At 70.6% G+C, this 1,023-nt stretch carries 1 protein-coding gene and 1 pseudogene; one reads left to right on the top strand and one right to left on the bottom strand.

The features are described from left to right. Window positions 1-472 (top strand): annotated as a pseudogene (locus TN53_RS40870) (RNA polymerase subunit sigma-24); the annotation flags it as partial. Window positions 473-482: 10 nt separating this feature from the next. Here the strand turns inward: TN53_RS40870 and TN53_RS40875 are convergent. Then, a partial coding sequence (locus TN53_RS40875; protein ID WP_046263950.1) for a cation:proton antiporter occupies window positions 483-1,023 on the bottom strand: 541 nt, incomplete at its 5' end.

A 1,023-nucleotide genomic window follows, 5' to 3' on the forward strand; every position in this document is an offset into this window, starting at 1 on the left:
CGCCCACGTCCATGCGCGGCGCCCCCGCTATCAGGCCGACCCGCATGTCCAGCAGCAGGTCACCGAGCGGTTCATCGACGCCGCGCTCGGCGGCGACCTCGGTCTGTTGATGGAGATGCTGGCACCGGACGTGACCATGTGGACCGACGGCGGCGGCAAGGTCCGCACCGCGGGCCTGCGTCCGGTCATCGGCCGGGAGAAGGTCTGCCGGCTGCTCGCGGGCTACGCGGGGCGTACCCCGAAGGACATCGACATCCACTACCGGCACGTCAACGGCGATCCCTCGGCGGTGGTGTTCTCCGAGGACTCCCCGTACGCGGTGCTGGTCATGGATCTCACCCCCGACAGCGACCAGGTGCGCGGCATCTACGCCGTGGTCAACCCGGACAAGCTGGCCCGGGTGCGGTCCGGCGAATCCGGCGAATCCGGCGAGAGCAACGGGAGCACCGAGCCCACCGAGAACAAGGTCTGAGCCGTGGGTGTCACTGCGCGCCGCGCCCGTGGCCGGCGGCCGCTTCGGCGACGTCGGCACGCGGTCCGGCGGCCACCTCGGCGACGTCCGGAGTGCCGACTGCGCTCCCCACCAGGGGTGCCCGGTCGTCGTCCCGCAGCAGCCGGTTGAGGACGGGCGCCGCGATCCCGGTGGTGACCAGGGCCATGAGCACCATCGCGGAGAACAGCTGCACGGTCAGCAGCCCGAGGCTCAACCCCACGTTCAGCAGCACCAGTTCGGTCAGACCGCGGGTGTTCATCAGCACCCCGAGCACGGTGGCGTCCCGCCACTCCATGCCCGTCAACCGGGCGGACAGGGCGACGCCACCGAGCTTGCCGAGGCAGGCCACCACGATGATGGCCACCGTCTGCAGGACTCCACCCGCGCTGAGCGTGGTGAGGTCCACGGACAGGCCGGTGACGACGAAGAACACCGGAAGCAGCAGCTTGCCGACGGTTTCCAGGGGCGGCATCGCCACCCGGTGCAGCAGGCTGTCGTGCCGCCGGGGCATCACGAGACCGAACATGAAC

It is taken from the genome of Streptomyces sp. WM6386, assembly GCF_000972385.1.
In the GTDB taxonomy this organism is placed as follows: domain Bacteria; phylum Actinomycetota; class Actinomycetes; order Streptomycetales; family Streptomycetaceae; genus Streptomyces.